We start from the raw sequence: 26,210 nt of genomic DNA on the forward strand, positions 1-26,210 counted from the left end.
CAGCCAACACACCAACTACCAACCCCGGAATCACAGCGGTCAGAGGACGGTGCCGTGCAGGGCGCGGCGTTCGTCGGACATCGCGTAGCGGCGGGCGGCGAGGCCATGATCGAGGGGCTCGCCGATCGCGTACGTGCTGGCGGCGAGGTCGTCGATGACGCGGCGCAGCGCGGCGAGCGCGGGATCCGCCGGCCCGCCGGCGGATCGGCGGGCGGCGCGGGCCCCGCGGCGCAGGGCCGCCAGCCGCTCCTGCGCCGTCTCGGTGGCGGCGGCCCGCTCCGTGCCGAACAGCCTCGGAAGGTCGTGGAAGCCGTAGGAACCCTGCCGAGGGCAAGTCAGCAGATGCGCGTCGACCAGCTCTTCGAGGATCTGCTCAGCGCGACGCTGCGGCAGATCGAGCATCGCGGAGGCGACGGACAGCGGCAGCGTCGCCGCGTTCGCGAGCGCCAGCAGTCGGAAGGCGCGGGCATTCGGCCCGGGCAGCGCCGCATAGCTGAGCATGAGGCTGGCCCGTACGTCCATGTCCTCGGCCCGCAGCTCGTCCATCCGGTGGCGGCGGTCGGCGAGCCGTTCGGCGATCTCCTGCACGCTCCAGGCTGGTCGGGCGGCCAGCCTGGCCCCGGCGATGCGTAGCGCCAGCGGCAGGTAGCCACACCGGGCCGTGATCGCGGCGACGGCGTCCGGCTCGTCGTACCCACGTCCGGCGACCTTCCTGAACAGGTCGGCGGCTTCGGACTGTGAGAGGAGGCCCAGGTCGAACGGGCGGGCCCCAGCGAGGCCCGTGAGCCGGCGCCTGCTGGTGACCAGGACGGCGCTGCCCGGGCCGGGAAGCAGCGGGCGCACCTGCGAGCTGCCGGCGGCGTTGTCCAGTACCACCAGTAGCCGGCGCCCCGCAGCGAGGCTGTGATAGAGGGCCGCGCATGCCTCCCGTTCGGCTGGGATCGCGCTCCTCTCCGCGCCCAGGGCGCGGGCGAAGGCGGCCAGCACGTCGGCGGGGTCCGCTGATCGGCTCTGCTGACCCTGCAGGTCGGCGAAGAGCACGCCGTCGGCGAAGGTGTCGCGCAGTCGCCATGCTGCCTGCAGCGCAAGCTCGGTCTTGCCGCTGCCGGCCTGCCCTGACACCGCAGCGATCCGGGGGCCGTGGCCGCCATCGGCGGTGAGCTCGGCGATCAGGGCCGCGGACTCCTCTTGGCGCCCGGTGAAGTCCGTGACACCAGGCGGAAGTTGGAAGGGCGCGCGCGGTGGCTCAGCACGGGAGTGGGGCTGCGGGGGCCGGAGTCGGGCCGGCTGGTTCTGTGCCAGGCCGGGGTCCTGCCGCAGCAGGCTCTCGTGGAGCTGCTGGAGCGCGGGGCCCGGTTCGACGCCCAGCTCGTCCAGCAACGCGGTGCGCGCCTCCCGGAACACGCCCAAGGCGTCGGCCTGCCGCCCCGACCGGTAGAGCGCGCGCATGAGCTGGCCGTACAAGCTCTCCTGGAAGGGGCGTGCGGCCAGTAACTCCCGCAGCTCGGGGATCAGGGCTTCGCCGACCCCGCTCTCCAGGTCGTACTCGATGCGCTGCTGCCAGACGACAAGTCGCAGCTCGTCGAGCTGCGCCCTCTCCTGGCTGTGCGCCGCGGTGGCGGGCACGTCGCTCAGGGCGTTCCCGCGCCACAGTCCAAGGGCTTGGCGCAGCAGGGCGGCTGCCCTGTCGTAGTCGCCGTCCTGGGCCGTAGTCGCCGCGGCGGTGTGCAGTGCGCGGAAAGAAGCCAGGTCCAGCTCCTGGTCGTTCAGGATCTCCACGAGGTAACCCGGTGCCCGGGTCCGGACCCGGGCACCGGCCTCCTCGCCGAGCGAACGCCTCAGCCGGGCGATGTGGTTGTGCAGCGTCGCTGTCGCGCTGGCCGGATGCTGATCGCCCCAAAGACGGTCCAGAAGATCCGCGACAGGGACGGCCTGGTTCGGCCGTAGGAGTAGCGACGCGAGGAGGGTTCGCTGCTTGGGGGCGGCGAGTGTCCGTGGCCCTTGACTGTCCTCGACCAGCAGCGGTCCCAAGATGCCGAAGATCAACGACGGCCCCCCGTCAGTGTCATGGACACACCTTGGGCGAGCCTATCCGGTTCACGGCGGTGACGACAGGTCACGAACGATGCCGACGCCATCACCGGACCGGCGGCGGCACACCGGGCCCGGCCTCGGGCTGCGGTGGGCCGCAGGCCGCCGGCAGAGGTCAGTTGGCGGGGCCCCAGCCGGTGAGGCCGTTGGCCTCGTCGAGTACCTCGACCTGGAGGTTCTGGCCGGGGCCGTCGTAGATGTCGCCCTGGTTGCCGGCGGGCGACATCGACGAGTAGGCCGCGCGGCCGGCGTTGTTGTCCCAGATCACATAGAGGCACGAGCTCTGGTCGACCGTCGGGTCCACGTACATGTGGTCGTGACCCGATTCGATCCTGGTGAACTCCAAGGCCTGGCAAGCTGCGTCAGCCGTCACCGTGACCGGGGCCACGCTGGCGTTGGCTAGGCCCGGTGCGGCGAGCACCATTGCGGAGGCGGCCACTGCCAGCGCGCCGACCCGGACGAAACCCTTGCGAGGCATTTCTGCTCCTTCCGGCCTGCGGCCCGAGTGGCCGCCGGGCTCCCAAGATTCTTGGGGCTCGGCCTATCGCCTTCCGTGCCGAGGCCTATCGTGCGACCAACGGCGCCCTAACGAGCTCGTGCATGGTAGGCGGTGAGACGTCGCGTCCTCGATCGTTGATCGTAGGTGTGTGGTGGGGAACGCGACTCGTGCAGCGATCATCAGCGACCGAAGGATCACAGGTCAGTCGGCCGGTGTGTGATCGCTGAACTCGTCCCGGAGATAGGCCCGTTGTGGCATGAGCGGCACCAGGCCAGGCTTGCTTCCCGGCCACGCAAGCGAGCCGTGGGCGCCGGCGCGAAGCACCAGCTGGTGTTCATCGACCGGCTGCTCGCCACGCTTGTGCATCTCCGCCGCGGGTCCACTCATGACGTGCTGGCCCGCTGGTTCGGCGTGGACCGCTCCACCATCACCCGGGCCATCAGCGAGGTGCGGCCCCTGCTTGCAGAGCGGGGATGCTCTGTCAGCCCAGGTGTTCGTCTTCAGACTCTGGCCAAGGTCGTGGACCGTCTCGGCACCACCGGGAAGACCGGCATCATCGTCGGCACCAAGATCCGGGTCCGGCGGCCGGCCACCGGACACAAGGACCAGGACAAGTTCATCTGCGGCAAGAACACACAGAATGCCGTCAAGAACATGGTGGTCACGGACCGGGAGGGCCAAGCCCGGCAGCTGCGCGGACATCACGCACGCCCGCCGGTTAGGGCTGGTCAGGCTCCTCTCTGACGGGCCCACAGTGGAGATCCTCGCCGATGCCGGCCACCAGGGCCTGGGGGCACAGACCGGCGGGCTCGTGGTGACACCACCGCACCGCAAGTTCGAGAAGAACGCCCCTGACTGGTACGAAGAGATGCACGAGCGACAGCGCAAAGCGCACTCCTCGCGACGCATCCGGGTCGAGCACGGCATCGCCCATCTCAAGAACTGGCGGGCCCTCGCCCGCCATCTGGATCACCGTGAGCACACGAGTGACACGTCCAGGCCATCGCCGGCCTCCTGTCTCATCAGCAGGCCACAGACCTGATCTCGACTCAGCAGAGGTGAACACCGCCCCTACCGAAGTCCTCGACGTCTCACCGCCTACCGCGCACGAGCTCGTCAGGCGGCGACTCAGTCACCGCTCCGCCAAATGGCATCGAGGAGCTATCTCACCACCTCTTACTCCGTCCTCCTTCTGTTCCTGCTGTGGCGTGAGAATCGTATCGTCCCGCTCCCAAAAAGGTTTCACCGTAACCGTCTTGAGTATTTCTCGGTCGACATTTTTAGGCCAACAAGTACGTCCATTAACTTGCACTCCCGCATAATTCTGCGGTGCGGAACCGTTGACCGCTGCGTGGGTCAGATCCGCGCTCTGCAAGAGTGCGTTCTTCAAATTGGAATCCATGAAGCTGGTCGACTCAAGATCTGCGCCTACGAAGTTCACCCCCTGCAGGTCGGCTCCGTCGAACACTGCACCCGTCAGGTCGGCATCCCGGAACTGCATACCATGCAGATCTTCATGAGTGAAGTCGGCATCATGGAGGCTCTTTCCGCTGAAGTTGATGCCTCGGATGTCACGATGCCCCGGTGAGAAGCCCGGGATGCTGGTGGCGGCCTCGACGTCCGCCTTCCACGTCGCGTACTTCGTGGTCGCCTCGAAAGACATCTGCAGGTTCAGGGTCGCGAGTCCCACCGAGAGACCAGTGATGAGGCCTCCGCCGAGAGCCGAGAGGACGCCGATTCTGGAACCCTTTTCGGTCTGATGGACGGCAAGCCTCCAGGCGTCGATTGCGAAGAGGCAACCGAGTACCAGAAGTGTGCAGATCAGAAGCCACTGCCATGGGCCGGTGGAAGTCACATCGATCCTCCACTTGCCTGCAAACGTCTGAAATTGCAGACTGTAATACCCCCTCTCTTCTCTGTACACCTGGCGGCCCTTGATCGCAACGCGACGTGGAAGTTGCCACGGCAACTACATAGTTGAATCAACTCAGCGCCCCAACGCGTGCAGAGATCCCTGCCCGGATCTCCAATACTCCGATTAGGTCAACTGCCGAGGGTTCGCCAGGACTTTGACCGGTGGATCTCGTACTGGTCCAGGAAGCATGCTGTGTGCCGACGGATTCGGACGCATGTCTACAGGGTCCGGGTGTTCATTGGCGGCGACACCTTGCCGATGAGACAGCCGCCCGGGCCGCCGTGAGTGAAGTGATCGGCGACTGAAAACCTGCTGTTGAAGAGGCATGCCCTGGAGTCCCCCGCCGACGCTCTCCACACCGTCCATATTTCGCTCGCGACGTCCGCCCAGGCTCACATACGGTTTCAGCGTGTCCGCTACCACAGCGCTGCCGCCGGCGATGGCCGAGGAACTCCTGCACCCCGTCCTTCCCACCGAGTCCGTCGGGGAGACCGTTCTACGCACGGGCGGGGAGCTGAGCACGATCTTCGAGATCCGGTTCGTCGGGGCGGCCGAGCCGGTCGTCATCAAGATCTATGACGATCGATGGCGGTGGAAACAGGAGAAGGAGATCTACGTCTACCAGCTGCTTCAGCAGCACCGTGTCGGGCCGGTGCCTGCAGTGTTGCACCATGGGGACGCCGACAACGCGCTCGGCCGCTGCTACACGGTGATGACGATGCTCAGGGGCCAGCCGTTGTCCGCCGTCAGCCACGCCCTCGACAGGGCATCGCTGCGGGAGATCTACCGCCAGATCGGAAGCTGCATGGCTGCAGTCCACCAGATCCCGCAGGGCGCCTACGGATACCTCACCACGCAGGTTCTGGATCCCGAACCGACGAACACCGCCTACATGACACGGCAGTTCCACAAGAAACTCAGGGAGTACGACGAACACGGGGGCGATGCGGCGCTCGCGACGGCCATCGAAGCGAAGGTCGCCGGGCAGGCCGAGCTGCTCGGCGCGTGTCGGCATGCCGTGCTGTGTCACAACGACTTCCACGAGGGCAACGTCCTGGTCGCTGGGGACGGCAGCGGATGGCAGGTCAGCGGCTTCATCGACGTGGAGAACGCGATCGCCGCGGATCCACTGATGGACCTGGCCAAGACCGACTACTACTCCGTCCACGGCGACCAGGACAAGCGCGAAGCGCTTTGCGACGGCTACGGCACGCTGCCTGCCGACTGGAGCGAGCGGGTCGGCCTCTACCGCCTCTACCACGCTCTGGAGCTGTGGGACTGGTTCGCCTCCATCGGCAACAGGGCGCCGCTGGAGGGCATCGCCAGCGACATCCGGCGGATGACGGCATGATCTTGGGTATTGGATACAGGTTCTGACCCACCGACACCTCGCCGAAGAAAACGACACCTTGCCGAGGACAGCCCCGCCGGAGCACCCACTGGTGGGGCGTCGCCGTCAGAGTTCATCGGCATCGTGAACACCGCCTTTGTCGGCATGTTCAACGCCGGGCACCAGTCAGGACCCGCTGGTGAGCGCGTCTGCGGCCACCGGTTGGGAGGCACGGTCAGTCGAGGCCGCCGATCTCCTCGACGTGCTGCACGAGCGCTGCCACGATCCGGGGACGAGTGGCGTCGGGGACGAGGATGGGTTCCAGACCTTCCTCGATTCCCCAGTCCGTGTTGGACATGACGGGAACGTCAGCCGGTGCCACGTTGTTCCGGAGCCACAGGGCGACCCGGGCCGCCATGTGGGCGTTGCACTCCCGGACGGACACGCCCTCGGGTTCCAGGCTGGCTAAGAGGTCCTAACAAATGCGTTGGACGTGTCGGTAGGTGATGAGACATGTAGCGAGCCCGAGGAAGGCTTCATGGATGTCGTCCCGGCGCTCCCACCGGATGCGCAGGCGTCGGAAGCCGTGCAGCCAGGCGATCGTCCGCTCGACGACATACCGGAAGATGCCCAGGCCGGAGCCGTGTGGCTGGCCTCGCCTCGCGATCACGGGACGGATGCCGCGCTGCCACAGCAGGCGCCGGTACTTGTCGTGGTCGTAGCCGCGGTCGGCGAGCAGTGCGTCGGGTCGGCGGCGGGGCCGGCCGACAACCCCGGCGACAGGGGGGATCTTGTCGAGCAGGGGCAGAAGCTGGGTGACGTCGTTGCGGTTGCCGCCGGTCAGCGACACCGCGAGCGGGATGCCCTGGCCGTCGGTGACGACGTGGTGCTTGCTGCCCGGCCGTGCGCGGTCGACCGGGCTGGGACCGCTTTTGGGCCCCTGCGGGCCGCCCGCACATGGGAGGAGTCGATCACCGCCCGCGACCAGTCCAGCTTCTTCGCCGACCGCAGCTTCTTCAACAGCAGCACATGCAGCTGGTCCCACACCCCGGCCTCGTTCCACGCGGCCAGCCGCCGCCAGCAGGTCATGCCCGAACCGAAGCCCAGCTCCTGTGGCAGGTACTCCCACTGAATGCCGGTGTGCAGCACGAACAGGATCCCGCACAATGCCCGCCGGTCCGGCACCCTCGGCCGTCCCTCGACCAGCTTCGGCCCCGACTTGGGCAGCAACGGCTCGACCAGGGCCCACAGTTCATCCGACACGATCCACGGCCGCGACTGACGATTCCCCACGAGCAGACCAACGAGCGGATAGACCAACAGTCACATGATCAACCACTTCTGTTAGGACCTCTAAGCCTTCCAAGGTCTCGTCGTCGAAAGTGATCCCGAAGATCATCGATGCCCCGCGGACCGGTCCGTCTCCTTCGTCATCGATACGGACGAATGTGTCCGGATTCCGCTCACGCAGCCGTACCTCGAATCCCTCGAAGGTCAGGCCCCAGCTCTGGGCCGGGCCGTCGGCCGCGGGGTCGCCTCCGTTGGACTGTTGCTGCTGGGACTGCTGCTGTTCTTCTTCGCCTTCGCCGCCGTCCAACACGCCGCGCATCCAGGCCGCTCTCCCGGCATGCAGAAAAACACCGCCCCCATATCGGCCGTCATGCTGGGGCTGAGGACGCTTGCGGTCGCCGGGGCTTGGTGGCTCGTACGGCGCATGACCGCCATGCGGATCGTGACCGCAGTGCGCGCCGCTCTTGTCCTGCTGGCCGGTGGCACCACCCTGTACCGCGTTGTGCCGATGCTCCCCTGCTGGGGCTCGGACCGGATCGCCCGCAGGTCCGAGGGCGCCTACGTCTGCTACGACTTCTGAGCGGGCCACGGTCTCCGAGCGGGCCCGGAGATCATCTCTCTGCGGCGGGCCGCAGAAGCCGCCCAGTCAGCGGGGCGGTAAGAACCCATCTTTGAACCTCTGACGATTTTGAACCTCTGAAGATCTCGTCCTCGCGCCTCGTTGGGCGGTCTGGTGCGCATCGGGCCCTCCAGGCAGTGGAGTCTCAGCGGTACGGCAGAGGCTTTACGGAAAGCTTTCCAGTGCTCCACACGCCGTGGTGGCGCGCCTTTCGGGTGTGGGACGGCGGGCGGATTCTGCCCAGTGCCGGGCGGGCCGGAGTTCCCCTTTGCGGCCGCGGCGCCACGTCCAGAAGTCGCACTTCGAGCCGTTTGACCTCCGGTTACCTCGCCCTGATGACAGGCGTTGTCCTGGTCGTGGCGGCGACCACTGCCGCCACGACCCTCGGGCTGCTCCTCGGGTTCGCACCCCCAGCTCGTCCTGTTCGGCGTCGGCGGTCAGCTGCGAACATGCAGCCCGAAACCCGTGGAGCCCGCGGGCTCCAGTCCCTCCTTCAGGTGCAGCGACGGGATCTCGTAGTCGCCGAAGTTCTGCCGCCGGAATGCGATCGGCTCGGTCGACTCCAAGGTGAGCAGGCGCTGCTCCCAGGCCTTGGCAACGTTCGAGTAGTCCTCGCCGGTCATCCGGTCGGTGCCGTACAGCACGAACGGGGGCAGCACCTCGATGCCCGGGTAGTAGAGGATGCCGTGGTGGATCGGGAACAGCAGATCGTCGATGGGGCCGTTGATCCCGCGAGGGGCGTAATGCGACTCCGGGCCGCCGGCGGTCACCGACAGCAGAGCCTTCCTGCCCGCGAGGGTGCCTTCGCCGAAGCGCTCGCCGTATTTGGTGTCGCTGTGCTCGCCGACGCCGTACGCGAAGTGGTAGGTGAACACCCGGTCCACCCAGCCTTTGAGGATCGCGGGCATCGTGTACCACCACAGCGGGAACTGGAAGATGATCGTGTCGGCCCACAGCAGCTTCTCCTGCTCAGCGAGGACGTCCGGGGTGAGCGTCCCGGCGTCGAAGGCCCGGCCCGAGTCCAGGGCGACCTTCAGCGGACTTGAGGCGTCAGGGCCGTAGTCCGCAGCGTCCACGACCGCCTTCCAGTTCATCGCGTACAGATCGCTCACCCGTACCTCGTGACCGGCCCTCTCCAATGTGGACACTGCGAGGTCCTTCAGCGAGCCGTTGAGCGACTTCGGCTCCGGGTGGGCATAGACGATCAGCGTCTTCATGGGAACTCCTTCGGATCGGGTGCCTTCGATCCTGGGCGCCGCGGCGTCCGGCGTTCAGGGACGCCTCTTCCGTCGGAGGGGACTTCCTGGTATAAGCAGGACCACCTTCACGGGCGCCACCGGGGCCATACTGGGGGCATGGACGATCTTGCGGGCTTCCTTCGGACCCGGCGTTCCCGGGTCGACCCGGCGGCCGTCGGCATCCCCACCGACAGCCGCCGCCGGGTCGAAGGGCTGCGCCGCGAAGAGGTCGCGCACCTGTCCGGAGTCAGCGTCGACTACTACGTACGCCTGGAGCAGGGCCGCGCGACCCAGCCCTCCGAGCAGGTCCTCGACGCGCTCGCCCGCGTCCTCGGCCTCGACGAGACCGAACGCGGGCACCTCGACCGGCTCGCCCGGCAGCGCCGCCGCCGCGCGAAGACGCCGGGCGGGCGGGTTCGGCCGGAACTGCTGCGCGTCCTCGACCTGGTCGCCGACGCACCCGCGCTGATCATGGACCACCGCCTGGACGTGCTCGCCGGGAACCGGCTCGCCGGGCTCCTCTTCGGCCGGCCGATGCCGGGCCTGAACACCGCCCGGCACATCTTCCTTGAGGAGGCCGAGCGCGGTCTTTACGCGGACTGGGAGAAATGCACCCTCGACGTGGTCGGGCACCTGCGCCTGGCCGCCGGGAAATACCCCGAGGACCCCCAGCTGGCCTCGCTCATCGGCGAGCTGGCGATGGGCAGCGAGCGCTTTCGCCGCCTGTGGGCCCGCGCGGACGTGCGCGCCCGCACACATGGACGCAAGGCGTACCGGCACCCGCTGGTCGGACTGCTGGAACTGCACCAGGAGAACTTCGCACTACCGGATGAATCAGGCATCGAGCTACTCGTGCTGTCCGCGGCCCCCGGCAGCCCCGCCAAGGACGGGCTGCGCCTGCTCGCAGGCCTGGGCACAGACAGCGGTGACACGCATCCCACAGTGAACGCCCAGGTACGCGAGTACCCACAGCCCGGAACGCCTCAGCACTGACGGTTTTCCGGTCCCCGGACCACTGTGCGGCTGGTCACGATCCTGCTGGCCTATTGCGTGACACTGGTGAGCTCGCTTGGAACTCCGAACAAAATGAGATGAAGGACGGCCTCAGGTCGGGCGAGGATCGCTCGGTACTCTCCGACGAAAGGGCAGCCATGGGCGACAGTCCCCCGAGGGAGCTCATCTCGCTCGCTGATGACGAGGGCAGCAGCGTCTCGGTCAACGTTCTGGGGCGTAGCCCCAGGTGGACCGCCGGGCTCGACGCGGAGATCGTCGTCAAGACGCCCTTCGTGTCCGGCCGTATCGACCTGGCGCTGTACGTTGCGAGGTTGGAGAGCTGGGCCGATGCACTGGACCGGCTTGACGCCGGCGAAGACGTGGCCTGGATGGAGATGAGCAGCGGGCCGTCCATCTTCGTCCAGCTCACAGGCGAGCGTGACTGCCCGGAGGTGGTAGTGGAGGACGAGTCCGGGTCCATGGTGACCGTGCGGGTCCCGCTCGTCCCGCCGGACGACTGGATTGCTGATCATCGCCAGCGTCTGCGCCAGGTGATGGATCACTGGGTTCCGATGCTGTCAGGGTAGGGAGACAAGTCGCCGCCAGCAGATGAGGGCGCATCCGAGAATCAGGAAGGCTTCGTGGATGCGGAATGAGCCGCGTTGACGTCGTTGCGGTTGCCGCCGGTCAGGGTGACGGCGAGCGGGATGCCGGTGCGTCGGTGATCAGACATCCGATGGGGTTAAGCGGTCAAGCTGCGGCAATGAGGATGGGTTCGGGGCGGGTGGGGAAGGCGATGGCTTCGTCGTAGCGGACGTGCTTGTCGAGGCAGTGGTGCAGGCACCCGATCATGCGGTTGAAGAGATTGCGCATGGCTGCGATGTGTCGGTCGCCATTGATACGTCTGCGGTCGTAGTGGGCCCTGGCGCCCTTTGAGACCGTCAGGGAAGCGAATGCCCAGACGTAGCCGGCGGCAGCGAGACGCTGGTTCTTGATCCGGCGGGCCTTGACGGAAACGCTCTTGCCGGATGCCCGGGTCACCGGTGCAGCTCCGGCGTAGGACTTGAGGGCCCTGGCATCGGCAAAGCGGGATCGGTCGTCTCCGATCTCGGCGAGCACACGGGCGCCGGTGAGGGAGCCGAGTCCTGGGAAGCTGGTGATGATGTCGGCGTCCGGGTGTGCCTCAAAAGCCTCCACCGCAGCCTCGGCGAGCCCGTCCGCGCGGGTGCAGGCGGCGTCCAGCTTCCGCAGCAGTGTCAGGGCCTGGTGGGCCATCGCGTTTTCGACCAGCAGGAGTTGGCGCATTTGAGGGGCGCGTAGGACCGCGTGCAGGCGCGTGACCTCGGCCTCGATCCCGCGTTGGCGTCCGGCCTTCTTCAGTGCGGCCCGCAGCTGGGTCTTGGTCAGCCGGACGGCGCGGGCCGGGGTGGGTGCGGCTGCCAGCAGCGCGCGGGCGACGGATGAGCACAGGCCGCCGGGGATCGGCTGGACGGCGGCGAGGTAGCCGGGGAAGTATTCGCGTAGGTGGGACCGGAGTTTGTTGGCAGCCTGGGTGCGGTCCCAGACGGCGTCTTGCTGGGCGCGAGCCAAGACGGCGATGGCCTGGGCGAGTTCGGTGTCGGCAGGCAGCGTTCGGTGCGCTGCGGCGTCGGTGCGCAAGATATTGGCGAGGACCATGGCACCGAGGTGGTCTGACTTCTTGCGTGCGATGGTGTGGCGATCACGGTAACGGGACGCTGCCATCGGATTGATCGCATAGACGGGGCATCCGGTGGCTCGCAGGCAGGCCACCAACAGTCCTCGGGATGTCTCGATGGCCGCCGGTATGCGGGTTTCCGGGGTGTCCCCGTGTTCGGCCAGGAGGTCCAGCAGTTGCTGGAGGCCGGTGGCGTCGTCGGCGATCCTGGCCCGGGCGACCAGCCTGCCGTCAGCGTCGACGAGGGCGACGTCATGGTGGTCGCCGGCCCAGTCGATACCGCAGAAGATGCTCATGAGGTTGTCTCGCGCCCTTCCTGTCAGTTGCCCCTCGCGCTTGCTGGCCCACAGCCGTGCAGGCACGCGACTCCCTCATGGAAGGGCTCTGACGGCCCAGCATCCGATTAGCCGTTCGTGACCCCAGCTACCCAGGTCCTCTGTCTTTTCAGGAGCTTGAAGGCTCCCGGTGAGCTGGGAGGTGTTCCTCGCGAACGGCTCAGACCACGAACATCCTCGACTCGGTTGCAGGCGCACGACGAAATCGTGAAGACGGACGAGGGCATCCGACGGGCCTCGGGCCGGTCCGGCGGCACCGAGGGCGGTCTGTCCACGGGCGAACTGCTGCGCGCGCGGGCCGCGATGAAGCCGATCGCGACCGTGCTGCGCGCCCTGAAGACGGTCGACGTGAGCAGCGGCGAGGCGGCACAGGTGCACCACCAGCGCTCCGACGTCTCCGCAGTGGTAGCCGCCGGCATCGTCGCCGAGGCCATGGTCGCGCTGGTGCTGGCCGACGCGGTCTCGGACGGGAGGGCGAGCGGAAGCTTCGCGTGGCGCCGGCGAGACCCGGCGCTGATCGCGGGCCGGTCGTGCTCCGTCGGCCAGGGCCACGCTCGGGCACGTCCGACACCTTACGAGGATGTTCGCAGTTGAAGTTGGAGGTGGCTCCGGTGAGGGGCGCCGATGGAATTCGCGCTATCCCTGTGCGCTGACGGCGCGGGCAGCCTGGATGTCGGCAAGGTAGTTTTCGGCCCACCGGCACACTTCGGTCAGCAGCGGGGAAAGGGACTCTCCGAGAGCGGTGAGTGAGTACTCGACGTGGGGCGGTACGACGGGGAACGCGACCCGTCGGACGAGCCCGTCGGTTTCCAGGGAGCGCAGCGTCTGGGTGAGCATCTTCTGGCTGATCCCGCCGATGGCTCGTCGCAGTTCGGCGTGGCGGAGGGTACGACCTCGCAGCGCATACAGGATCAGGGCGCTCCATTTGTCGGCGATCAGGTCGAGTACCTCCCGTGAGCCGCAGTTCGGGTCGAACACGTCAGGTTCCATCGGGCCCCCTTGGACAGGCACCAAATGGTGCGTACTTCCGCGCACGACGGTATCCGCCTACGGTCCCGTACATCAGCTGCCCAACCGAATCCGGGGAACCAGATGTCCGACCTGACCATCCATACGCACACCGCCGGTGAGGCCGGACTGTACGTGAACTCCTTACCTGGTGGAGACCGCTCAGGGTGTCGTCGTGGTGGACACCAGCCTGCTCAACTCCGACATCGCCGCGCTGGAGGCGCGCCTGGTGGCGCTGGACAAGCCGCTGCTCGGCGTGTTCGTCACCCACGCCCACCCCGACCACTTCAACGGCGTGCATGCCCTGGTCGCCGACCGCCGGGACGTCCCGGTCTACGCGACCGCGGGGGTTGCCAAGACGATCGGGGAAATCGCCGACGCCAAGCGCGCACAGTGGGGACCGTCTACGGTGACCAGTGGCCGACGGTGACCACGTACCCGACCGTCGAGTTGGCCGATCGTGGCCAGGTCGTCCTGGACGGCGTGACGTACACGGCCAGGGAGCTCGGGGCGGCGGAGAGCCACGCCGACAGCATCTTCCTGGTCCAGCCGGTCGATGGGCGACCGGTCGCCTTCATCGGCGACCTCGCCTTCCACGCCGTCCACTCCTACACGGCAGACGGGCACGGTGCTCAGTGGCTGGATGTCCTGGACCAGCTGAGCGGTGAGCTGGCCGAGGTCACCCTGCTGTTCCCAGGACACGGAGCGCCGGGTGGGCCGGAGTTGTTCGCCGCACAGCGCCAGTACCTGCTGTTCTACCGGGAGGTGGTACGCCGGATCGCTGGTGGTCGGCTCACCCTCGATGACGCGGCCAGGGCCGAGCTGGAGCGCACGATGCAGGAATTCCTCCCGGACGCGCCGCTGACCTGGATGATTGGCCTGGGCGCCGACGCTGCAGCCGCTGAACTGGCCACAGCCGCACAGTGATTTCGCACGAGAGGGAACGAACACATGAAGATCGCGGTACTGGGCACGGGTGAGGTCGGGCGAAGGCTCGCCACCAAGCTCGCCTCCCTGGGGCATGAAGTCACGATCGGCTCCAGGACGGCGGACAACGCCGAAGCCAAGCAGTGGGCCGCGGACAACGGCGGCGCGCATGGCACCTTCGCCGACGCGGCCGGCGCTGCCGAACTGGTGGTGAACGCGACTGGCGGCCTGGTCTCACTCGCCGTGCTGGAAGCCGCGGGTGCCGACAATCTCCGCGGCAAGGTGCTTGTCGACGTGTCCAACGCACTTGACTTCTCCAGCGGGTTCCCGCCCAAGGTCGTCACTCCGGACGGCGGCAGCCTCGCCGAGCAACTCCAAAAGGCGTTCCCTGAAACGCGAATCGTCAAGACCCTCAACACGATGAACAATACGGTCATGGTCGAGCCCAGCCGGGTCCCCGGCCACCACAACGTCTTCCTCAGCGGCAACGACGAGCACGCCAAGGCTGAGGTGGCAGCTCTTCTGCGGTCCTTCGGCTGGGCCTCCGCCCAGATCACAGACCTCGGGGATCTGTCCAGCGCCCGTGCGACGGAACTGCTCATGCCGCTGTGGCTGCGGCTGTACGGGGTCCTTGGCCCTGTGGACTTCAACATCTCGGTCGTCACCGCATAGCCCGCGCAAGTCTCGGGCACACCCCAGGGTTCGGGGTCGGCTGAGGACCGATCGTCGCCAAGCGCAAGGACGGATCCAAGGTGACTCCCGTCCCTTCGGTCGGCCGCCAAGGCATCCGTGACGTGGGTAGGGCCGTACGGGTTCATGGGATATGTCGTCTCAATGAGCCCGTACGGCCTTGTCTCACTCCGCCTTCACGGGCCTGTCCCGTGCCCATCTTGGCGTTTTGATCGAGGAGTTGGCCGCCCCGTGGTCAGCTCAGCGCGAGGGTCGCCTGCACGAGCGACGTCAGGGTGAACGCCGTCGGGCCGCTGGTGCGGGCCGCCGGTACGAGCTGGTCTTCGTCGACCGGGTGCTGGTCACCCTCGCGTACCTGCGGCTGGACCTCACCCACGCGGCCCTGGCAGAGCTGTTCGACGTCGACCGCTGCACCGTGACCAAGGCCATCGGCGAGATCCGGCCGCTGCCGGCCGCCCGCGGCTGCGCCACCCCCATCGGGGCTCGCCTGCGCACTCTGGCCGATGTCTTCGCCTACGCCCAGGCCGAAGGCGTGCGCCTGCGGTGGGACGGCACCGAGATCCAGGTCCGCCGACCCACAGCCCACCAGCCCGGACGGCGCCGATTCGTCTCAGGCAAGCGGCGGCAGAACACCCATAAATGCACCGTCGCTTCCGACAGCGAGGGCCGCCCGCTGTGGGTCGGCGCCCACCGGCAGGGCCGGATGCACGACCAAACCGCACTCAAGACTGAAGGAATCGAGGACCTGCTCACCCAGTTCCCCCAGGTCGAACGATCCATGGACTCCGGCTACTGGGGCCTGGCCGGGCTCGCCCCGCAACGGATCGTGGTCCCGCCGCCCAAGCCCGGCAAGGGCCCTACCGCAGAGGAGACCGCCACCCACGAGCGCGAGCGACGACATCAGTCGTCGGAGCGGATCTGCGTCGAGCATGCCATCGCCGAGACGAAGACCTGGAGGGTCCTCAAGCGCTACCACGGCAAGCGGGAGCACCTGGCCCAGATCATCGACGCCGTCGCAAGCCTGGCCTCTGACCTGGCCGCCCGCCGCTGATCACCTAACCGGCGACCCGCCAGGCCAACACGTCCCAAACTCACATGCGAACATCGTCGTTAGGTCTGGTCTCAAGGCATCAGGTGGCACGTGAGTCGGACAGGCCGCCGCTGAGAGGCAGGTACGTCAACTACGACACGGCCGCCGAGGCATTCGTGATCTTCCCTGGAGGTCTTCCGCCACCCCGCGGACAGGCCGAAGGTCGCCACGCGGCACAGGCCCATGGCCGCTCCATCGGCATCCCCGAAGCACAACTGGACTGGCAAGACCGACCCCACCGGGGAAACCGGACTTCCCTCAGAACGAGCTGACCCGAGGGCGATGGTCCACTCCCGCACCTCGCCCCCGTCCACCACCTGCATACCTCGCAAGACAACGCGTCGGTTGAACACCCATCGGACCGGCCACCGGCCACCACACCGGGCGGAGACACACGGAATAATGTCCGATTTGGTCCCATATATCGGAAAGTCCCGTTAAGGCGCGATTTAAGTCGTGAGTCGCTTCACTCGAAGGCGCGTGACCCAATTCACTTACGAAGCTCCCTAGTGCCTGACACGGTCCTTAACTCCCTGAATGCCTACCCATCGGCACCCCTCGACACCGGGAAACAACTAGCCGAGTTAGTAAACAGGGGAATTGCCGCAATATTCCCCTCGCGGCTAAGAATGTCTCCACCGCAGCGCACCGCCCGACAAATGCGGTGCAGTTTGCCGAGGGAAACCGGCATCTGCGGGTGATGCAATTCCCGGAAAAAGGACCGCTCCATGCCTCTCCACGCCCGCAAGCGCCCCTCCCGGGCGCGCCGGTTCCTCGCCGGTGGCGCCACCACCGCCGGCATGTTCGCCCTGGCCTGCTCGGCCGCGCTCGGGGCGGCCCAGACCGCCGAGGCCGCTCCTGCCGCCAGCACGCCGACCGTCTACACGGTCCAGCCCGGCGACCACCTCGCCTCGATCGCCCGGACCCTGCACGTGCCGGGCGGCTGGCAGGCCATCGCAACGGCCAACCACATCTCCAGCCCCTACAGCATCCAGCCGGGACAGGCCCTGACCCTGCCCACCGGATCGACCCCCGCCACCCCGGCCTCCTCCGCCCCGGCGCCGTCCAGCACGCCGCCCTCCAGCGGCCAGACCTACGCCAACAACCTGGACGGCTGGATCAGGCACGCGCTGGCGATCATGGCGCAGAACGGCATCCCCGGGACCTACAACGGCATCCACCGCAACATCATCCGGGAGTCCTCCGGCAACCCCAACGCCGTCAACAACTGGGACTCCAACGCCGCCGCCGGCCACCCCTCCATCGGCCTGCTGCAGGTGATCCAGCCGACGTTCAACGCCTACCACGTACCCGGCACCTCGTCGAACATCTACGACCCCGTCGCCAACATCACCGCCGCCTGCAACTACGCCTACCACCGCTACGGCTCCATCGACAACGTCAACAGCGCCTACTGACAGGCAATTCCCGCCACGTCCCGGTCAGCAATGCGCAGCGGCACATCAACATCACCGTCGCTGCGCATTGCAGTGGCAAAAAGCCCCGGGCTTGAATGCCGATCTTTCCCCAACACATCCGAGCAGCCCCAGTAAGAGGCCCTGCCGCATACCTTCCCGGCAGCACCGGGCCGCGTCCCGAATCACACATCCCTCAATGGAAGTTAAGTCCGGTCTTCCCTGGTTCGTGATCGCTCGATCGTGGTACTGATCACGGCCTGGAAGCAGGGCCGGGTGGCGCGGTCGGCGACCGGTGGTCCCGGGTCCTGTGGTCTGTGGGAGGTCGTCAACGCGATCTTCTACCAGAGCCGGAAGGGCTGCCAGTGGCGCTGCCTACCCCATGACCTGCCGGCCTGGTCGGCGGTGTTCTACTACGTCGCGCTGTGGCGCCAGGACGGCCTCGACCAACGGATCCAGGAACTCCTGCGCGGCCGGGTACGGGAGAGAGCCCGCCGATGAGAGGACCCGTCCCTCGTGATCACAACACCGCCGGCACCGCCTTGCTCGACCAGGCCGTGAGCGCAGGAGTGACCGGTGACGCGACGAGCAGGTCGATCAGGCCGGGGACCGGCGGCGCGGTGCTCGATGCGCCCCCAGTCGCTGCCCCACGCGCGAACACTTCCGTCGGACAGGCGCAAGGAGGCGCTCGCACCACACGTCGTCGAGGACGGCGCCGCTGGACGACGGGCTACGAACGCTTTTCGAGCGACCAACTCGGGCTGGTCGCCTGTGACTCGGTGAGCGCCTCCTTGCTGGTGGCCTCCTGGCCGGCCAGGCTTCCTACCATGTGAGCGCACCACGCGTCCGTCGAGGATGGTCGAGTTCCAGGAGATGTAGCAGAGCAGGCGTCGAATTCAGCTCGCCCACAACTCTGGACCATGGCTCTGGGCGCGGTCGGCCTCGACGAGGGCACAGGCCAGGGCGTAGAGGTACCAGCCGGCCTGGGTATGGGCGCGGCACCCGACGGTGATTCACTGGCCCGATGAGCGCGTTCGACGAGTACCTCACGGACTGGGAGTTCGGCGAGGACTGGCGGCCAGTGGTCGAGCACCTGGCGGCCCGCGTCACGAGCTGGCCCAGTGGGGCGCCGGAACCTGAAGACTTTTACGTGGACTTCCCCGCCGACGTCCTCTGGACAGACGGCCTGCTGGTGTGGACGAGCCTGGTGGTCCCCGTGCGCAACATGATCAGCACCTGCTTGGGCGGCCAGATCGACCGTGCGGGTCTTCGTTGCGGCATCCTGAACCCCCACAATCCGGGAGACCATCTCGACTGCCGCTTCGTCCTTCTCGGCGAAGGAAGATCTCTTTCTGATCTGGCAGATGTGTTTCTGGATTGGGTGGCCGCCGAGGCCGCACGTCTCTCGGGCACTTGGCCGCAGGGGCCGCGGTCGCCGAGATCCGTGCACCGGTAAGGCAGCTCAGCCGCACAGCGCGCTGCGGACTCGCGCGAGTCGAGCGACGAAACGACGATCAGGTCCGGCTCCGACCGCGGAGCCGGCCGAGCCGTTGCGACGGTGTGTGCACTGGATCACCCGCAGCCGCCCGTAGGGGTCGGTGGCCTTCACGCCCGCGCCCAGGTCGCCGGCTCCTTCTGGAACCCATTGCCCCGCCCGACCCGGCGATCATCTGGATACGGCCGCCGACACCCTGGTCGAACACCTCAGCACTCTCACCCGGCGCCAGCACGAACACCGCGCCCGCACCGTCGCCCGGCTCATCGCCGTACTCGACGACATCCGCCTCCTGCCCGCCGGACTCGAAGTGATGGCCTTGTACGACCGGGCCAAGGCCTACCGCGGCACGGCACACACCGCCGCCCAGACTCTCGGTTGGGAAGGGGGCCACCGGCGCGTCCTGGACGACCTGCGGTGGCTGCAGGGGAGAACACGCGACCATCGCCTACCTCGGCGGGCTCACCGAAGCCGAACAGCACAGCGTCGCCGGGGCAGCCGCACACAACCAAGCCCTGCGCACCCTCACGGTCGCCTTCTATGACCCCTGCCAGGCCGACGACGAAATCCCCCTTCTGGGTCTGTTCGCGCAGCTGGGAGAGTGTGGCGGCGAGTTCGTCGTGGTCGTCGAGGACGGCCTGGTGGAACGCGATGGCGAGTTCGAGGGTGGAGGTCATGACTACGCCTGCTACATCGGCATCGCGTCCTTCATGGCCGGCCTCCCCCTTCCCGCCGACCGCACGGCACCGCAGTGACTGGATGGCGAACAGGCCACCCGCACCCGATGACGCACGCTCGTCACCACCCGCCAGTACCGTCTCCACAACAACCAGTAGCAGCTGGGGGGACACGGAAGCCGTCCCGCAGCCTTCAGGAAGATCAGCCGATTCAGATGGCGTCCGGATCGACGCCCTGCGTGCCAGCGAGAGCGAACTCGTTCAATGGTGTCCAGACGCTGGGCGATCGGCCGATCCCCCGGCGCGCCGACGGCGCTGGCGAGAAGGTCGTCTCCACCACGGAACACCCTCCACCAGGCGCCCGCTCCTGCGGTAGGTCTGGCGTCAGGTGGAGGGGGGCGGCTGGTGGCCGAAGACAGTGCCCTCTGCCTTGGCACGCTCCAGCAGGTCGTACAGCACCGCCTCGATCGCGGCCTCGGAGACCAGCAACCAGTACGCGTCCGAGCCGGGCTCCAGCTCTGCGGCACGGCGCCCCACATCGTCCCGGATCGCGGGCATCACTCTGTGTTCGTCGGCTCGGCCGAAGCACCACAGGAGGGTTCTGGCGTCCGGTACCCAGTGCTCAGCGTCGGCCATGGCAGCCACCGTAGCGGCCATCGACCGCCGGCGCCGGAGTGACCTGCTGCAGACCGCTCACCTCTGTACGTAGACGTAGTTTCCTTGCCCGTGACCCACGGTGCCGAGGGCCGGGGAGACGATCTGGAAGGTCACCGAGCCGACGTACGTACCCGCCGCAGTGATCTTCTTGGGGTCGTCCAGCACCGGCGTGTAGTACGTGACCTGCTGTCCATTCGTCGGCACGGTCTGGGTCTGGTCGGAAGTCGCGGCAGCGCCCGGCGGCCCCTGCGCCTGATGACCGGGCGAGCCACCGGGGACGTAGCCCAGGGTCGCCCAGACCCGGAGATTGACCGCGGGCACGTACCGTTGGAGAAGTGCGGGTTGTCGATCTGGGCGGTGCATACCGCGACGTCCTCGGCCGATGCCGGCACGGGGGCCCTTGGGGAGGCCGAAGCAGCGGCAGAAGCCGTAGACAAGGCCAGCAGTGCGGCGGTCGTGACGACAGCACCGCGCGGAGCAGCGGCGGAGGCGGTGAGCACGGATCTCCTCTCACGCGTCGTAAGACGCGAAGCGCACGATGTCAGCCGCAGTTCGCGCTGATGTGGTTGGACGCGTGGAACTCGTAGCTGCCGTCGGCATGCTGCGAATTGATGTACGTGCGGAAGTCGTGGACGCCAGTACCCGCACAGTTGTAGGTAATGGTTTGGGAGTGCTGCCCTGTGAAGTTCACGGTGGCCATGTCCTCCCAGCACTGGTGAAGCCAGGCGAAGGCGCGCTCGACTACCCAGCGGACCTTGCCCAGTCCGGAGCCGTGGGCGGCACCGCGTCGGGCGATCACGGGTTTGATGCCGCGTTTCCACAGCAGGCGGCGGCACTTGTCGAAGTCATAGCCCCGGTCGGCGTACAGTCGCCGGGGGCTTGCGCCGAGGGCGTCCCCGCAGGACAGTCGTTCAGGTCCAGCAGGTCGGCGCGGCGCAGCTCGCCCAGCAGGGTGGCGTGCAGGCGGGGCCAGACACCGACCTCGGTCCAGTCCCGCAGCCGGCGCCAGACCGTCACACCGGAGCAGCCCACACTCTCCGTGGGAACGTCATGCCAGGCGACACCGGTCCGCATCACATACATGACGCCCAGCAAGCGCTGTTCGGTCAGGAACACACAACCGCCCCGGACGTACCCCCGGACACCCTGCCGACCAAGATCGCCGAGCACAAGACCCACAGCTCAGCTCATTCTGAAACGATCAGATGGAGGGCATCTGATCTAGGCCGTGTATCGAAAGTGGATCTTGAGCTATGAATGATCACGGTTCATGGCGCGGGCAGATCTCACGGACGAGCAGTGGGCGGTGTTGGAGCCGTTGTTGCCGAGGGGGATGAAGGCGGGGCGGCCGCCCGTCTGGCCTCGGCGGCGGCTGATCGACGGCATACGGTTCAGGGTCAGGACCGGTGTGCCGTGGCGGGACGTGCCCGTCGAGTACGGACCGTGGGGTCGGATCTACGACCTGTTCCGCCGCTGGCAGCGAGATGGCACCTGGCACCGGGTCCTCACCCGGCTGCAGTCCCTGGTCGCATCGCGCACAAGGGCGAGAAGGCGCCGATCCAGGCCAGTCAGCGATGGCATGTCGAGCGCACGCACGCCTGGCAGAACGCCTTCCACCGCCTTGCCCGCTGCTACGAGCGGCGCGCGATCGTCGTCGACGCCTTCTTCGATCTCGCCGACGCTGTGATCATCGTGCGCAGTCTGATCCGGCGGTCATGGACGACCCACCGCTGGGACAACCGCCCGTGCCGACGACCGTGAGCCTCACTCATTCACCGCGCGCGCCGTCAGCCATCTCGCGGAGCAGGTCCATGTGGCCGACATGACGAGCCGTCTCCTGGATGACGTGGCTGAGCAGCCATCGCACGGTGTACTCCTTGCCGCTGACGCTCCGTGTTGCGCGGTCGTCGGCGGTCTTGTGGGCCAGTGCCTGCTCCGACCGGGACCACTCTGCCCTGTAGGCGGCGACGATGCCGGACGGGGTGTCGCTCTCGTGCAGTTGCCAGTCCGCGTTGACGTCTTGTGCCTCCCACAGGGGCGGCAGGTCTGATCCGCCTCCAACGATCGACATCCAAAAGCGCTCTACTGCTGTGAGGTGCTTGACCACTCCGGCCAGGCTCATGAACGGAGATGTCGGCAGCGGGGTGGCCGCCGCCTGGCCGGTGTCCAGGCCAGCGATCTTGTTGACGACGGTGGTGCGCAGGAAAGAAAGGAACTCCCACTGCAGACGGAGTTCGTCATCCGCCGACGTGGACGGCCATTGGCGCTCCAGCGAATCAGCCATCGGGCCTGCGTTCGACATGCGGGCAGTCTATGCGCGTCAGGAGGGCAGCTTCGCGATGTCAGCGCAGGCACAGCCTCCAAGTGATCACAGAGCGTCGCAACTCCATGATCACCAGGACCCGTCCCTGCCTTGCCCCTGGGGTGCCCCATCACGCCTATCTGCGCGGCCTCTTAGGTAGTCGGGTTCTGGGATCCCGGCGCCGGACGGCCCCCCGCACGGGCGGGAACGTCATCGGCAGCGCGGGGGTCCACCGCCCGCTCCGGTCGGTGCGCACTTCCCCGGCTGCGAACTTGCCGGCCATCAGCCCGACCGACCCGTACAGGATCTTCAACGCCCGGTGCGGCAACTGCATGACCTCTGCCACGGCGCCCAGGACCGCGGTGTTCTCGCACACGAACACTCCGTACGAACGGCTGGTGAAGGGGTGCAGCCATTCAGCCGCCTGGACCCGGCCGGGCCCAGAACGTCTCGGCCTTGACGTCCGGGACCTCCCCGGCCGCCTCGTATACCGTCCAGCCGGTCAACTCCCGGGCGACGGAAGGCGCGAGGTAGGGGCAGTGCGCCATGACGGCCGCCGTGTATCCCATGACGTCCGCGCCGGCCGGGTTCGTGGTGCGGGCCTCAACGAGGCGGAGCGCCGCAGCACTCTGCGTCAGCCGGGTCGGCGCATAGGCCGCAGCTGCACGGGCACTGTGCGATGCCCGTTGACCAGGAGGCTCGCCACCGGCTCAAGCTCCTCGTGCGGCACGGCGAGGGCCATGTCCGGGAAGGCGTTGAAGAGGGCGGGGAGCGCGGACCGCGCTTCGGCGCGGGCGAGTGGAGCACCGAGGCAGAAGTGCGCGCCATGTCCGAAAGCGAGATGCTGCTTGTCCTCTCGCATGACGTCGAACGCTCCCGCGGTGGCTCCGTGCAGGTTCGGATGGCGGCCGGCGGCGCCGTACGAGGCAAGGATCGCCTCGCCCTGGCGGATCACGATCCCGTCCGGGAGGGAGATGTCCTCGACCGCGTACCGAAGCGGCAGGTGGCTGATGGGCGCCGCGTAGCGGAGGGACTCCTCGATCACGTCGTCCCACGACGCGCGCCCCGCGCGGACGTGAGCGATCTGGTCAGGGCTGGTGAGCAGCGCGCTGACGGATTGATCGAGCAGATTGACGGTCGTCTCGTAGCCTGCGCTGATGACCAGGAGCAGCGTGTCCAGGAGCTCCTGCTCCGTGAGAACGGAACCGTCGCCCTCGTCGTCGCGTACGTCGATGAGCGCCGACGTCATGTCCTCGCCGGGGGCGGCCCGCTTAGCTGCGACCAGTTCGGTGAGAATGCCGTACAGGGCCACGGTATTGGCACGGGCTTCTTCGCTGCTGAGAGTGGTGTCGAAGACTCCGTCGACCACCGTCCGGAAGCGGGGCCACACGTCCTGTGGCAGACCCATGAGGACGCCGATGACCTGGATAGGAAGGGGGAAGGCGAAGGCCTCGCGCAGTTCGACGACCTCGCCGGGCTCGGCCAGGTCCATCTGCTGAATGAGGCGGTCCGTGATCTGTTCGATGCGCGGCACCATCTCGACGGTGCGTCGGGCGGTGAACGCCTTGCTGACGAGACGCCTCAGCCGCCGGTGGTTGTCTCCGTAGGCGGTGAACATGTTGTCCACGCCGACCCACAGAGCCAGGGGCCACGTCTCGGCGACCTCGCCGCTGATGAACGCCGGCCAGTGCTTGCTGGCGTCCTTGGACACCCGGGGATCGTTCAGGAGACTTTTGAGGACGCCCGGGTCGCTGACCGACCAGGCGGCCACGCCGAGGATGTCCACGAGGGTGGCGGGACCAGCGGCGTGGAGAGCGGCTTCCTCGGTCGCGCGGGCACGGCCGGTGGGGTCGAGGACAAGGGGCAGGGTGCGGTCCATGTCGGTTCTCCGTAGGTCAGAGTGAGGCGCGGCGACGGGGCGAAGTGGACCGGCAGGCCGGTCAGGGAACCATGGAAGGGGCCGGGTCGGTAGGTGAGGTGGCCGGCGGGGAGGCACAGTTCCATTTCGGGGAGGGCGTCGAGGATCTGCTCGATGGCCACCTGGGCGATGAGGTGGGCCGGGGGCTGAGCGGGGCAGGCGTGGGACGCGGCGCTCCATGTCAGGTCGGTGGTGGCCACGATCAGGCGGCGAGGTGGGTCGGGGCCGTAGCCGCCCAGGCTGGCATCGGCGGCCCACCAGGACTCGGTGTGCCCGTCGCGGACGTGACAGGCCCCGGGTGTCCAGTCGCCGGGACGCCTGGCATCCTTCCAGGCCAGGGCGTGTCCGGCGTCGATGCGGGTGTGAGGCTGGTCGGCCGGGGCCCAGACACCGTTGCGAGGCTTGACAGCCACCACGTAAGCCAGCCCGGCCTCGCATAGCGCGAGGCACCGGCCGTCACTGACCGAGTAGGTGCAGTCGGCGACCGCCGCCCGGCGGTCGAAGCCCGCCTCCTTCCTGCGGGCCGCGAGAGCGGTGGCCAGCGGCGGGTTCGTGCGGAAGGCCGGGGCGGAACGGCCGCGGGCCACGTGGTGGGCGGGGGGTGTAAGGAGTCGCGTCCAGCGGGTAGTTCACGTGACCGTCGGTCCACACCGTGGTCACCGTGACGATGCCGTTGTCCATCTTGCCCAACCGGCCCAGCCACCGCCGGCCCACGTGCCCGGTCGCCGGGCCGTCCTTGCGGTCCCCGGAGTCGTCGATCCCGATGACCCCACCCTCGTGCGGAGCCGTTGCCCGCTGCTCGCGCGGCAGCTCAAGCCGCCGGTCGTTGACCTGCTCGACCCCCAGGGAGACTCGGACAAGAAGAACTGCAACCACTGCACCCCCGGCATCCCCGCGCCCGCCACCGGCTCCGCCCCTGCCAGACAGATGATGGTCTTCTTCCGCTCCCGCGGCGCCAGCAGCCCGGTCGGACACCCACGAAAACCCTGCCGCTGTGCCAGGCTGAAGAGGAGATCGTCGAACCGGGTTGCGTACTCCTCCAACGGCCCCGGCGCAGGCGGACAGGCACGGCGAGCGGTCATCTGCAGCCCCCAGCAAAGCAGTTGACTCCTATCACCGGCCTACGGCCAATCCGACCTGCTGTCAACCCACACCACCGCCGGATTTGACGAACTACCGGTAACGGGCATCAACTCGCCGCACGCGGCGAAGCCAGGGTCCGCAAGGCGGTCAACGACACGGCGTCGAGAGCGGGTTCGGCCAGCGGCTGTGGGGTCCTACGGATGGCGTTGTCCGGAGTGCCGGCGTCATGGGAATCCTTCGTGCTTGCCGGCGGGGTTGCCGCGGCTAAGCATCAGGTCGAGGCGCCCGTCGGCGAGGTGCTGGAGTACCGCGTAGTCCTCGGCGACCTTGAACCGGGTCGCTGGTGGTGATGAGGGTCGTCGAGGTGGACAGGATGATCCGGCTGGTCTTCGCGGCGATGTGGGACAGCAGGGTGGTCGGCGAGGAGGAGCCGTACAGCGGGTTGTGGTGCTCGCCGGTCGCGAAGACGTCGAGACCGACCTGTTCGGCCTTGACGGCGATCGCGACCATCGCCTTCAGACGCTCCTGCTCGGTCGGCGGCCTGCCGGTGGCGGGGGTCGAGGTGACGTCACCGCCGCACACCGGCTGATCCACTTCGCCGAGAGCCAGGGCCGACAGCACGACATGGTCCAGCGGCTCTTCCGCGCCTACTTCACCGATGGAGTCAACGTCGGCGGCCACGACGTCCTCGTCGGCCTGGCCGCGGAGATCGGACTCGACCGGGCCGCCGCCCGCGAGGCGCTGGACAGTGACGCGTTCGACGCCGACGCCGACGCCGATGTCCGACAGGCCGGACACCTCGGCATCACCGGCGTCCCGTTCTTCGTCTTCGACGGGCAGTACGCCATGTCCGGTGCTCAGCCGGTCGAGGCGTTCCTCAGCGCACTCGACCGCACCTGGAAGGGTAAATCCGCGACGAGAGCATGAGAATGAGCTCCACCT

General features: G+C 67.7%; 28 protein-coding genes and 9 pseudogenes. 18 read left to right on the forward strand and 19 right to left on the reverse strand.

What is annotated here, in order from left to right:
- Positions 1–39 precede the first annotated feature (39 nt).
- A complete protein-coding gene (locus tag O1G22_RS01500; protein WP_270079591.1) occupies positions 40–2,046 on the reverse strand; it encodes an AfsR/SARP family transcriptional regulator in 2,007 nt (668 codons plus the stop codon).
- Between the two features lie 160 nt (positions 2,047–2,206).
- Positions 2,207–2,569 carry a hypothetical protein gene (locus O1G22_RS01505; RefSeq protein ID WP_270079592.1) on the reverse strand — a complete coding sequence of 121 codons (363 nt, stop codon included), beginning with the start codon at positions 2,567–2,569 and terminating at the stop codon, positions 2,207–2,209.
- 237 nt (positions 2,570–2,806) lie between these two features.
- Between O1G22_RS01505 and O1G22_RS01510 the strand changes: the two genes are divergently transcribed.
- The gene (locus tag O1G22_RS01510) at positions 2,807–3,334 is read left to right on the forward strand and encodes a helix-turn-helix domain-containing protein (protein WP_270079593.1); all 528 of its coding nucleotides are present in this window, start codon (positions 2,807–2,809) and stop codon (positions 3,332–3,334) included.
- Complete coding sequence (locus O1G22_RS01515; protein WP_270079594.1) at positions 3,231–3,632, forward strand: transposase family protein; 402 nt, start codon at positions 3,231–3,233, stop codon at positions 3,630–3,632. Before O1G22_RS01510 ends, O1G22_RS01515 begins: the two co-directional genes overlap by 104 nt.
- Before the next feature lie 90 nt (positions 3,633–3,722).
- Here the strand turns inward: O1G22_RS01515 and O1G22_RS01520 are convergent, their stop codons facing one another.
- Positions 3,723–4,445 (reverse strand): pentapeptide repeat-containing protein, encoded by a 723-nt coding sequence (locus O1G22_RS01520; RefSeq protein ID WP_270079595.1) that lies wholly within the window; start codon positions 4,443–4,445, stop codon positions 3,723–3,725.
- A 469-nt stretch (positions 4,446–4,914) separates the two neighbouring features.
- Here O1G22_RS01520 and O1G22_RS01525 point away from each other — a divergent pair, with 469 nt between their 5' ends.
- Entirely contained in the window at positions 4,915–5,856 is a 942-nt protein-coding gene (locus tag O1G22_RS01525) for a phosphotransferase family protein (protein ID WP_270079596.1), read from the forward strand.
- 214 nt (positions 5,857–6,070) lie between these two features.
- Here O1G22_RS01525 and O1G22_RS01530 read toward each other — a convergent pair whose 3' ends face one another.
- The 3 genes from O1G22_RS01530 to O1G22_RS01540 all read right to left on the reverse strand — a co-directional run bounded on the left by O1G22_RS01530 (position 6,071) and on the right by O1G22_RS01540 (position 7,444).
- Positions 6,071–6,193 (reverse strand): hypothetical protein, encoded by a 123-nt coding sequence (locus tag O1G22_RS01530; RefSeq protein ID WP_270079597.1) that lies wholly within the window; start codon positions 6,191–6,193, stop codon positions 6,071–6,073.
- A gap of 117 nt (positions 6,194–6,310) precedes the next feature.
- Positions 6,311–7,128 (reverse strand): IS5 family transposase gene (locus tag O1G22_RS01535; RefSeq protein WP_270079598.1). Its coding sequence is split into 2 segments (ribosomal slippage): positions 6,311–6,777 and positions 6,777–7,128, totalling 819 coding nucleotides; the frame shifts between segments, so codons are not numbered across the junction.
- Positions 7,088–7,444, reverse strand: a complete 357-nt coding sequence (locus O1G22_RS01540; RefSeq protein ID WP_270079599.1) for a hypothetical protein — start codon at positions 7,442–7,444, stop codon at positions 7,088–7,090. Before O1G22_RS01540 ends, O1G22_RS01535 begins: the two co-directional genes overlap by 41 nt.
- 18 nt (positions 7,445–7,462) lie before the next feature.
- Here O1G22_RS01540 and O1G22_RS01545 point away from each other — a divergent pair, with 18 nt between their 5' ends.
- Positions 7,463–7,705 (forward strand): hypothetical protein, encoded by a 243-nt coding sequence (locus O1G22_RS01545; RefSeq protein ID WP_270079600.1) that lies wholly within the window; start codon positions 7,463–7,465, stop codon positions 7,703–7,705.
- Positions 7,706–8,181: 476 nt separating this feature from the next.
- Here O1G22_RS01545 and O1G22_RS01550 read toward each other — a convergent pair whose 3' ends face one another.
- Positions 8,182–8,961: an NAD(P)H-dependent oxidoreductase gene (locus tag O1G22_RS01550; RefSeq protein WP_270079601.1), complete on the reverse strand. Its 780-nt coding sequence runs from the start codon at positions 8,959–8,961 to the stop codon at positions 8,182–8,184.
- 138 nt (positions 8,962–9,099) lie between these two features.
- Here O1G22_RS01550 and O1G22_RS01555 point away from each other — a divergent pair, with 138 nt between their 5' ends.
- Positions 9,100–9,975 (forward strand): helix-turn-helix transcriptional regulator, encoded by an 876-nt coding sequence (locus O1G22_RS01555; protein WP_270079602.1) that lies wholly within the window; start codon positions 9,100–9,102, stop codon positions 9,973–9,975.
- Positions 9,976–10,073: 98 nt separating this feature from the next.
- On the forward strand, positions 10,074–10,562 hold the full coding sequence (locus tag O1G22_RS01560) for a DUF5959 family protein (protein ID WP_270079603.1): 489 nt from the start codon (positions 10,074–10,076) through the stop codon (positions 10,560–10,562).
- A 28-nt stretch (positions 10,563–10,590) separates the two neighbouring features.
- Here the strand turns inward: O1G22_RS01560 and O1G22_RS44700 are convergent.
- Both O1G22_RS44700 and O1G22_RS01565 read right to left on the reverse strand, forming a co-directional pair.
- Positions 10,591–10,687 (reverse strand): annotated as a pseudogene (locus tag O1G22_RS44700) (IS5/IS1182 family transposase); the annotation flags it as partial.
- A 38-nt stretch (positions 10,688–10,725) separates the two neighbouring features.
- Positions 10,726–11,967, reverse strand: a complete 1,242-nt coding sequence (locus O1G22_RS01565; protein WP_270086292.1) for an IS110 family RNA-guided transposase — start codon at positions 11,965–11,967, stop codon at positions 10,726–10,728.
- Between the two features lie 228 nt (positions 11,968–12,195).
- Here O1G22_RS01565 and O1G22_RS01570 point away from each other — a divergent pair.
- Positions 12,196–12,600: pseudogene (locus O1G22_RS01570) on the forward strand (chorismate synthase); the annotation flags it as partial.
- Positions 12,601–12,642: 42 nt separating this feature from the next.
- Here O1G22_RS01570 and O1G22_RS01575 read toward each other — a convergent pair.
- Entirely contained in the window at positions 12,643–12,996 is a 354-nt protein-coding gene (locus O1G22_RS01575; protein WP_270079604.1) for a winged helix-turn-helix transcriptional regulator, read from the reverse strand.
- A 169-nt stretch (positions 12,997–13,165) separates the two neighbouring features.
- Here O1G22_RS01575 and O1G22_RS01580 point away from each other — a divergent pair, with 169 nt between their 5' ends.
- The 7 genes and pseudogenes from O1G22_RS01580 (at position 13,166) to O1G22_RS01610 (ending at position 18,592) form a co-directional block, all read left to right on the forward strand.
- Entirely contained in the window at positions 13,166–13,444 is a 279-nt protein-coding gene (locus tag O1G22_RS01580) for an MBL fold metallo-hydrolase (RefSeq protein ID WP_270079605.1), read from the forward strand.
- A complete protein-coding gene (locus O1G22_RS01585; RefSeq protein ID WP_270079606.1) occupies positions 13,441–13,941 on the forward strand; it encodes an MBL fold metallo-hydrolase in 501 nt (166 codons plus the stop codon). Before O1G22_RS01580 ends, O1G22_RS01585 begins: the two co-directional genes overlap by 4 nt.
- 24 nt (positions 13,942–13,965) lie before the next feature.
- Entirely contained in the window at positions 13,966–14,613 is a 648-nt protein-coding gene (locus O1G22_RS01590) for an NADPH-dependent F420 reductase (RefSeq protein WP_270079607.1), read from the forward strand.
- A 226-nt stretch (positions 14,614–14,839) separates the two neighbouring features.
- The gene (locus tag O1G22_RS01595) at positions 14,840–15,682 is read left to right on the forward strand and encodes a transposase family protein (RefSeq protein WP_428986304.1); all 843 of its coding nucleotides are present in this window, start codon (positions 14,840–14,842) and stop codon (positions 15,680–15,682) included.
- A gap of 767 nt (positions 15,683–16,449) precedes the next feature.
- Positions 16,450–17,139: a LysM peptidoglycan-binding domain-containing protein gene (locus O1G22_RS01600; protein WP_270079609.1), complete on the forward strand. Its 690-nt coding sequence runs from the start codon at positions 16,450–16,452 to the stop codon at positions 17,137–17,139.
- A 219-nt stretch (positions 17,140–17,358) separates the two neighbouring features.
- Positions 17,359–17,634 (forward strand): annotated as a pseudogene (locus O1G22_RS01605) (transposase); the annotation flags it as partial.
- A gap of 526 nt (positions 17,635–18,160) precedes the next feature.
- A complete protein-coding gene (locus O1G22_RS01610) occupies positions 18,161–18,592 on the forward strand; it encodes a hypothetical protein (protein ID WP_270079611.1) in 432 nt (143 codons plus the stop codon).
- Positions 18,593–18,649: 57 nt separating this feature from the next.
- On the opposite strand, the pseudogene O1G22_RS01615 reads toward O1G22_RS01610, so the two are convergent.
- Positions 18,650–18,769, reverse strand: a pseudogene (locus tag O1G22_RS01615) (restriction endonuclease); the annotation flags it as partial.
- A gap of 482 nt (positions 18,770–19,251) precedes the next feature.
- On the opposite strand from O1G22_RS01615, the gene O1G22_RS01620 reads away from it, so the two are divergent.
- Complete coding sequence (locus O1G22_RS01620) at positions 19,252–19,386, forward strand: hypothetical protein (RefSeq protein WP_270079612.1); 135 nt, start codon at positions 19,252–19,254, stop codon at positions 19,384–19,386.
- A gap of 306 nt (positions 19,387–19,692) precedes the next feature.
- Here O1G22_RS01620 and O1G22_RS01625 read toward each other — a convergent pair whose 3' ends face one another.
- The 3 genes and pseudogenes from O1G22_RS01625 to O1G22_RS01635 form a co-directional block, all read right to left on the reverse strand.
- Positions 19,693–19,944, reverse strand: a complete 252-nt coding sequence (locus tag O1G22_RS01625; RefSeq protein WP_270079613.1) for a hypothetical protein — start codon at positions 19,942–19,944, stop codon at positions 19,693–19,695.
- A gap of 57 nt (positions 19,945–20,001) precedes the next feature.
- Entirely contained in the window at positions 20,002–20,169 is a 168-nt protein-coding gene (locus tag O1G22_RS01630) for a hypothetical protein (protein ID WP_270079614.1), read from the reverse strand.
- Positions 20,170–20,680: 511 nt separating this feature from the next.
- Positions 20,681–21,094: pseudogene (locus tag O1G22_RS01635) on the reverse strand (transposase); the annotation flags it as partial.
- 141 nt (positions 21,095–21,235) lie between these two features.
- Here O1G22_RS01635 and O1G22_RS01640 point away from each other — a divergent pair.
- Together O1G22_RS01640 and O1G22_RS01645 are read left to right on the forward strand one after the other, a co-directional pair.
- A pseudogene (locus O1G22_RS01640) lies at positions 21,236–21,502 on the forward strand (transposase); the annotation flags it as partial.
- A pseudogene (locus O1G22_RS01645) lies at positions 21,490–21,726 on the forward strand (IS5/IS1182 family transposase); the annotation flags it as partial. The pseudogenes O1G22_RS01640 and O1G22_RS01645, both read left to right, overlap by 13 nt.
- A gap of 7 nt (positions 21,727–21,733) precedes the next feature.
- On the opposite strand, the gene O1G22_RS01650 reads toward O1G22_RS01645, so the two are convergent.
- From O1G22_RS01650 to O1G22_RS01675, 5 genes and pseudogenes are all read right to left on the reverse strand, one after another.
- Positions 21,734–22,267, reverse strand: coding sequence for a DinB family protein (locus tag O1G22_RS01650; protein ID WP_270079615.1), 534 nt, complete (start codon positions 22,265–22,267; stop codon positions 21,734–21,736).
- A 416-nt stretch (positions 22,268–22,683) separates the two neighbouring features.
- Positions 22,684–22,836: a hypothetical protein gene (locus O1G22_RS01655; RefSeq protein WP_270079616.1), complete on the reverse strand. Its 153-nt coding sequence runs from the start codon at positions 22,834–22,836 to the stop codon at positions 22,684–22,686.
- Between the two features lie 65 nt (positions 22,837–22,901).
- Complete coding sequence (locus O1G22_RS01660; protein ID WP_270079617.1) at positions 22,902–24,146, reverse strand: cytochrome P450 family protein; 1,245 nt, start codon at positions 24,144–24,146, stop codon at positions 22,902–22,904.
- A gap of 170 nt (positions 24,147–24,316) precedes the next feature.
- Positions 24,317–25,267, reverse strand: a pseudogene (locus O1G22_RS44705) (IS701 family transposase); the annotation flags it as partial.
- Between the two features lie 255 nt (positions 25,268–25,522).
- Positions 25,523–25,862 (reverse strand): annotated as a pseudogene (locus O1G22_RS01675) (LLM class flavin-dependent oxidoreductase); the annotation flags it as partial.
- A 30-nt stretch (positions 25,863–25,892) separates the two neighbouring features.
- Between O1G22_RS01675 and O1G22_RS01680 the strand changes: the two are divergent.
- Positions 25,893–26,195 (forward strand): DsbA family protein, encoded by a 303-nt coding sequence (locus O1G22_RS01680; protein ID WP_270079619.1) that lies wholly within the window; start codon positions 25,893–25,895, stop codon positions 26,193–26,195.
- Positions 26,196–26,210 lie beyond the last annotated feature (15 nt).

The organism is Streptomyces camelliae (assembly GCF_027625935.1).
Classification (GTDB): Bacteria; Actinomycetota; Actinomycetes; order Streptomycetales; family Streptomycetaceae; genus Streptomyces; species Streptomyces camelliae.